Here is a 6,820-nt window from a genome sequence, read left to right on the forward strand (position 1 = left end):
GACCTGAAGCTCCCGAACCACGCGTCGGAGAGCCTCCCGATCGCCTCCAGCTCGCGCCACCTCCTGCCGATGTGACCGCCAACATGCGTCCCGTCGATCCAGATTTCCACCTGAACCCGTGGATGCAGGATTTGGGTTGAAAGCGCGCCTCGAGAAACACGAAAGTCCGCCTGCGCGGACTGCATCCGCGGCTTCCGCGAGGCCGGTGCGCACGGCTTTCCGCCGGGTCGGTTGAAGCCGCGATCGTGGACGCGTCAGCGGCCACGAGTCGGGGCTTCCCGCTGTTGGAGCGGCGGATTCATCCGCTCAGGGCACCATTCGCGGCGCCGAACCCCGCCCCTCACACCGAACGATCCGCCGCGCGTGCAGGTGAAGTCCCCCCGTCCGTCTGGGGGGACTTTCCGCCGTTGTTGCGGCGGATTCATCCGCTCAGGGATGCTGCGGACCACGACCATGCCGATCCCGCCGCGCCGGCCCTACAGCCGGTACGCGGTCTGGACCAGGCGCTTCTCGGCCTCGCCCTCGATCAGGGCTTCGACCTCCACGTGCTTCTCCAGCCCGCTGCCCTTGAGCTTTTCGCGGAACAGCTGGTCCAGTTGAAAGATGCCTGCGGAGTTGGACATCTCCACACGGATGCGCAGCGGCTTCTCTACCCCGCTCTCGATGTGCACCGCCTCGATGGCCGCCGCGGAGATGGAGTGGATGCTCATGGTTCCCTCAATCCCCATGCTGATGCGCGAGCGGCCCTTGGCCATGTCCAGCGCGTCCGCCACCCGCACGATCCCCGCCTCCAGCGTGAGCGGCGCCCCGCCCGAGCGGTGCCCGATGATGGCGTGCAGAACCTCCGAGCGCACCACCGTGGCCGTCGCGCGGTCGTAGATCCCCTCCAGCAGCTCGCGCACCTTGGCCTGCGCCACAAAGAGCGAGAATTCCTCGTGGTCCTTGCGGTGGATGCTCATTCCCACGTCGTGCAGCAGTGCGGCCAGCAGCACCACCACCTCGGCGTCGTCCGTGCCCATGCCGTAGTTGGTGACCACCGCCGGCTCCACCCCGCTCTCCGTCAAGACGCGCAGCAGCTTGACCGCGATGTTCATCACGATCTTGACGTGCACCGGGCCGTGGTCGGTCATCTGCAGCCGCTCCACCGCGTTCACGTTGGCGGCCAGCCACAGCGCGTACATCTCGTCGTCGGCGTTGATGCGCTCGATCAGCTTTTCAACCTTGGGATTGCCGCGCGAGGGCACGTTCAGCATCAGCCGGTGCGACATGCGTTCCGCCACCGTGCGTCCAAAGCTGGCCCGCGGATCCCAGGCAGCCGCTTCCGTTCCGTCCGTCATATCCGTCGCTTCGTTTTGTGTCCGTGTTGCCCGGCCTCTTGCCGGACGTTCAATGCAGGTTCGGTTCCGGCCTGTGCACCAAGGAACCGCGCCGCTTCGCGCTCCGCCCAGAACCACGGCCTGCGCGGCGATCCGCTGATGAAGCCAACGTGCCCGCCGCGCTCCGTGAACGCCGTCGCCAGCCACGGGCTGGCGGCAATGTCGCCGTACGGAATGGCCGTCTCGTCCACGAACGGGTCGTCCGCGGCCTGCACCAGCAGCACGGGAACGCGGATGTGGCGCAGGTACGGCCCCGAACTGGAGCGCGAGTAGTAGTCTTCCGCGCCGTCAAAGCCGTGGAGCCGCGCGGTGGCCGCGTCGTCGAACTCGCGAAAGGTGCGGGCGCTGCGAATCCGTTCGGCATCCAGCCGGTCACCGATGCGCTCCGCCTTGGCGTTGAACTTGGCGCGGAGCCGCCTGACGAAGTGGCGCACGTACACGCGGCCCATGAACGAGCGGTCCAGCTTGTCGCTCCCACGCCCCAGGTCGAACGGTACGGAAACCGCCACCGCCGCGCGGATGCGAGTGCCGTCCCCGCGCTCGCCCAGGTGCTTGAGCAGCACGTTGGCGCCCAGCGAAAAGCCCGCGGCCAGCAGTGGCGCGTCCGGAAAGCGGGAGGCCAGCAGCTCCAGCACGAACTCCAGGTCGCCCGTTTCGCCCGCGTGGTAAAAGCGCAGGGCGCGGTTCGGCTCGCCGCTGCATCCGCGAAAGTTCATGGCCACGGCGCGGATGCCGTACTCGCGCAGCGCCCGGCTCAGTTCAAGTACGTAGGCGGAGTGCGCGCTCCCCTCCAGCCCGTGGATGATCAGGCAGAGCGGCGCGTTTTCCGCCAGCGGCGGCGCGCCCTGGATGGAGGCGAAGTCCAGGTCCAGAAAGTCGCCGTCCGGCGTTTCCACCCGTTCGCGGTGGTACTTCACCCCGTGCGGCGGGCGCACGAAGCGGCCCATCACCGTTTGCGCGTGCGCCCCGGGCAGCCACCACGCCGGCCGGAACGGGCGCGGCTGAAAGGACTTGGGGTCTGCCGTCATCACCCGATCCGCCGTTGTGCCTCTGTTGCGCCGGACGCCCCGGCATCATGTTAGGAGCCGCCGCGCGGCCCCCCGCCAGCACCGGGGATTGCAGAATTCCCGCCCGCGCCGCTCCGTTGCATACCCCGCGAGGGTTCCCTGGATCGCCCCCGCCGTTCCCCGTTCGTCCCGTGTGGCTGCTTCCGTTTCTTTCGCACGTGTCCCGGTTCGTGGTGCGCGCCTTCTATCGCCTTGAGGTGGATGGAGATGCGGTGCCGCGCACCGGCCCCGTGCTGCTGGTGGCCAACCATCCCAACTCGCTGGTGGATCCGGCGATGGTGGGCGCCGTGGCGGGGCGGCCCGTGCGCTTTCTGGCCAAGGCGCCGCTGTTCAGTGACGCGCAGGTAGGATGGCTGGTGCGCGGCTCCGGCAGCATTCCCGTGTTTCGCCGCGCGGACGACCCGGCGGAAGTGGGGCGCAACGAAGATTCCTTTGCCGCCGTGCACGAGGCGCTCGCGGGGGGATCGGCGGTGGGCATCTTTCCCGAGGGGATCAGCCACAGCCAGCCCTCGCTCGCGCCGCTCAAGACGGGTGCGGCGCGCATGGCGCTGGGCGGGGCGGCGCTGATTGGCCACGCGTTCCCCATCGTCCCCATCGGGCTGACGTTTCGCCGCAAGGAGCGCTTCCGCTCCGAAGCGCTGGCCGTCGTCGGAGAGCCGGTGGCGTGGGACGACCTGGCCGGCCGCGGCGGCGACCACGGCGCGGCGCGCGAGCTTACGGCTCGCATTGACGCGGAGTTGCGGCGGGTGACGCTGAACCTGGAGCGGTGGGAGGACCAGCCGATGGTGGAGACGGCGGAGGCCGTGTACGCCGCGGAACTGGGCGCGGACCCGTCGCCCGCCGCGCGGGTGCAGCGGCTTGCGGCGACGACGGAGGCGCTGGCCCGTCTGCGGCGGGACGAGCATGCCGCGTGGGAGGAGGTGGCCGGCGACGTACGGGCGCACGCCCGCACCCTCGCCGTGCTGCGAATGACGCCGGGCGAGCTGAAATCCGCGCCCGACGCGCGCGAGGCGGCGCGGTGGGTGGCGCGGCAGGCGAACGTGCTGCGGCTGCTGCTCCCCGCGGCGCTCGTGGGGATCGTGCTGTACTGGATCCCGTACCGGCTGACCGGGTTTGCCGAGGCGCGCGCCCGTCCGTCGGATGACATCCGCGCGACGTACAAGACGCTCGTGGGCGGGGTGCTGCTCCTGATCTGGACGGCGATGCTGGCGGGTGTGGCGGGGTGGATGTGGGGGTGGACGGCGGGGATCGCGGCGGTGGTGCTGCTGCCGCTGCTGGCGTGCGCGACGCTGTGGAGCGTGGAATCGTGGAACCACGCGAGCGGGGAGGCGCGCCGCTTCCTGCTCCGCGCCCGCCGCGCGGAGGCGATCGACGATCTGCGCAGCAGGCAGCGCGCGCTGGCGCAGCGGCTGGCGGAGTTGTGGGAGAGGGTGCGGGTATAGTGATGCGGAGGCGCGGCTGTGGCCCTCACCCGGCCGCGCTGAGACGCGTCCACCCTCTCCCACGAACAGATGTGGGAGAGGGGGCACACGGCAACGGCAGTCTGGCGCGGGATCACGGTCCGGTGCGCATCCGCGGCTCCGGGGCCCCCATCCCCAGCCCGTCCCCCAAAAAACCCTGGGGGAAGGGAGCACTGGGTACGCGCTCCAAGCTTCGGCTCGCGCCAACAACCCTCCCCCAGTCCGTTTTGGGGGAGGGTGGGCGAGTAATGCGAGCCCGGGTGGGGGCCGCTGTGGACCCTGCCACTCACACTGGCACTCGAACCGCCGTGCGGGTGATGTTGCGCCCGCACCGATCCCACCTACACGATCTGTGTTGCGCCCACGCGCTCTTCCTCGGCGCGGGCGATGCGCTGGCCCTCCTCCACGTCCACCATCGCCAGCAGAATCCCGCCGACGATGAAGAAGACGACCACCGCCAGGATCGCGTTGCGGCTGGTGCCCGTCGTGGCGACCACGACGGAAAAGATCGCCGGGCCAAAGATGCCCGCGAACTTCTCGAACACGCCGAAGAACCCGAAGAACTCCCCCGACCGGTGCCGCGGAATCATGCTGGCGAACAGCGACCGGCTCAGCGCCTGGGCCCCGCCCTGCACCAGTCCCACCAGCGCCGCCAGGATCAGGAAGTCGCGCCCGGTCTTCATGAAGTAGCCCAGAATCGTGATCCCCACGTACACGGCGAGCGCCAGGAACACGGACTTCTTGGCACCGATCTTTCCCGCCAGCGTGCCGAACAGAAACGCGCAGGGCACGCCCACGAACTGCACGATGACGATGGCCAGAATCATCGTTCCCGTGTCGATCTTGAGCTCCGTGCCGAACACCGTCGCCATCCGCACGATGGTGCCGATGCCGTCGTTGTAGATCAGGAACGCGATCAGCATCAGGAACGCCTGCTTGTATCCGCGCAGCGCCCGGAACGTCTCGCCCAGCCGCGAGAACGCCAGCCTCAGCGCGGGCGTCGCCTTTTCCTCCTCCGTGGAAGCCGTTACCGGCGGCTCGGGAACGCGCCGGAAGACGGGGATGGAAAAGAGCAGCCACCACACGGCCACGGACAGGAACGAGAGCCGCGCGGGAAAGGTGGCCTGCGCCGCCGTCAGTCCCTCGCCGGAGGGAAAGCCGAACCACTCGGGCTTCTGGATCCACAGCAGGTTGATGACGAGCAGCAGGCCGCCGCCGATGTAGCCCATGGCGTACGCCGCCGTGGAAACGCGGTCCATCTCGTCGCGCCGGGCGATGTGCGGAAGCAGCGACTCGTAGAACACGAAGCTGCCGTTCGCCCCGATGTTGGCCAGAATGAACAGGATGGAGGCCAGCAGCAGGTCGCCGCGCATGATGAAGAACATCACCGCCGTCGCCGCCACGCCGATGCCCATGAAGGTGCCCATCAGCCGCTTCTTGACCGGGGCGTAGTCGGCGATGGTGCCCAGGATGGGCGCCAGGATGGCGACGATGGCCAGGCCGATGGTGGTGGCCCAGCCGTAGCGCGCCGTGGCCTCGGGTCCGCGCATGCCCGCAGCGGCCACGCTGACGAAGTAGATGGGAAAGACGGCGTTGGTGATGGTGCAGATGAACGCCGAGTTGGCCCAGTCGTACATGGCCCAGGCCCGCAGCTCGGGACGGTGCAGGCCGAGCGTGTTCAGCAGGCCGCGGCGTTCGGAGGCCGCGGCGGGCAGATGAGATGACATCCGGAGTCGGGGACGGAGGGGACGAGGCGAGGTGGACGGCGGAGCGGCCCGCCGCCAATATGGTCCCCGCCCCGCCGCCCGGCCAGAGTGGCGGGACGAACACGCACACCAGCGAAGCTCACGGACATGGCGGATTGGAAGAAGGGGATCGCGAAGTTCGTCCACCGCGTGGAGCAGAAGGTGGACGAGCAGCGGCGCCTGGGCGGGTGGATGGGCGACGGCGCGCCGCGCATTGAGCCGTACCGCGGATACGGGATGCCAGACCGCGCGTACCTGAAGGGTCGCGTGCTGCGCGGGGCCCCCGTTCCCGCCTCGCGCCAGGGGCAGAGCACGCTGGTGAACCTGGCGGGGATGATCCAGCGCTTCGAGAGCGACGAGGTGGTCGGCGCGCGCGTCCGCGTCGCCTACCCCGGCGGCGAGGTGTCGGTCACGTCGGACGAGGAGGGCTTCTTTGAGGCGTGGATCCATCCCGTCCCTCCGTTCGGGCCGAACGCGCTCTGGCACCGGGTGGAGCTTCACCTGGAGCACCCGGCGCCCGCCGCGCCGTACACCGCGCCCGCGGACATCCTGATCCCGCCACCGACGAGCGCGTTCGGCGTCATCAGCGACATTGACGACACGGTGGTGAAGACGGACGCCACCTCCGTGCTGCGGATGGCACGAAACGTCTTTCTGCAGAACGCCTACGGGCGCATTCCCTTTCCCGGCGTGGCGGCCTTCTACCGCGCCCTGCAGCACGGGGCGGGCACGTCGCCCTTCAACCCCGTGTTCTACGTGAGCAGCAGCCCGTGGAACCTGCACGACATCCTGTCGGAGTTCCTCACCATCCGGCAGATCCCCATCGGACCGCTGCTGCTGCGGGACTGGGGAGTGAGCGCGCAGGAGGCGATGCCCACGGGGCATGCGGGGCACAAGCTGGGCGCCATCCGCCGCATTCTGGACCTGTTCCCCGGCCTGCCCTTTCTGTTGATCGGCGACAGCGGGCAGGAGGACCCGGAGATCTACCACCGCGTGGTGCACGACTATCCGGACCGCATCCGCGCCGTGTACATCCGCAACGTGACGCCGCGGCCGGAGCGCGCCGCCTCCATCCGCAGGCTGGCGGACGAGGTGCAGCGCGCCGGAAGCACGCTCATCCTGGCGGATGACACGCTGGCATGCGCCCGGCACGCCGCCGAGCAGGGGTGGAT

Annotated in this window: 6 protein-coding genes; 2 read left to right on the forward strand and 4 right to left on the reverse strand. The window is 69.4% G+C overall.

Annotated features, from left to right (window positions below; translation table 11 throughout):
* The 3 genes from VF665_RS19860 to VF665_RS19870 form a co-directional block, all read right to left on the reverse strand.
* A partial coding sequence (locus VF665_RS19860; RefSeq protein WP_331055204.1) for a hypothetical protein occupies positions 1 to 185 on the reverse strand: 185 nt, incomplete at its 3' end.
* 291 nt (positions 186 to 476) lie between these two features.
* The gene (locus tag VF665_RS19865) at positions 477 to 1,337 is read right to left on the reverse strand and encodes an HD domain-containing protein (RefSeq protein ID WP_331055205.1); all 861 of its coding nucleotides are present in this window, start codon (positions 1,335 to 1,337) and stop codon (positions 477 to 479) included.
* On the reverse strand, positions 1,334 to 2,404 hold the full coding sequence (locus tag VF665_RS19870; RefSeq protein WP_331055206.1) for a hydrolase: 1,071 nt from the start codon (positions 2,402 to 2,404) through the stop codon (positions 1,334 to 1,336). The genes VF665_RS19865 and VF665_RS19870 overlap by 4 nt, the downstream gene beginning before the upstream one ends.
* A gap of 170 nt (positions 2,405 to 2,574) precedes the next feature.
* Between VF665_RS19870 and VF665_RS19875 the strand changes: the two genes are divergently transcribed.
* Positions 2,575 to 3,885, forward strand: coding sequence for a lysophospholipid acyltransferase family protein (locus tag VF665_RS19875; protein ID WP_331055207.1), 1,311 nt, complete (start codon positions 2,575 to 2,577; stop codon positions 3,883 to 3,885).
* Between the two features lie 359 nt (positions 3,886 to 4,244).
* On the opposite strand, the gene VF665_RS19880 is transcribed toward VF665_RS19875, so the two are convergent.
* On the reverse strand, positions 4,245 to 5,630 hold the full coding sequence (locus VF665_RS19880; RefSeq protein WP_331055208.1) for an MFS transporter: 1,386 nt from the start codon (positions 5,628 to 5,630) through the stop codon (positions 4,245 to 4,247).
* A gap of 126 nt (positions 5,631 to 5,756) precedes the next feature.
* Here VF665_RS19880 and VF665_RS19885 point away from each other — a divergent pair.
* A partial coding sequence (locus tag VF665_RS19885) for an App1 family protein (RefSeq protein ID WP_331055209.1) occupies positions 5,757 to 6,820 on the forward strand: 1,064 nt, incomplete at its 3' end.

This window comes from Longimicrobium sp. (assembly GCF_036387355.1).
Lineage (GTDB): Bacteria > Gemmatimonadota > Gemmatimonadetes > Longimicrobiales > Longimicrobiaceae > Longimicrobium.

Coding starts and splice junctions, on each gene's coding strand:
- VF665_RS19865 (WP_331055205.1), bottom strand. CDS start 1,337: ATGACGGACGGAACGGAAGCGGCTGCCTGGGATCCGCGGGCCAGCTTT.
- VF665_RS19870 (WP_331055206.1), bottom strand. CDS start 2,404: ATGACGGCAGACCCCAAGTCCTTTCAGCCGCGCCCGTTCCGGCCGGCG.
- VF665_RS19880 (WP_331055208.1), bottom strand. CDS start 5,630: ATGTCATCTCATCTGCCCGCCGCGGCCTCCGAACGCCGCGGCCTGCTG.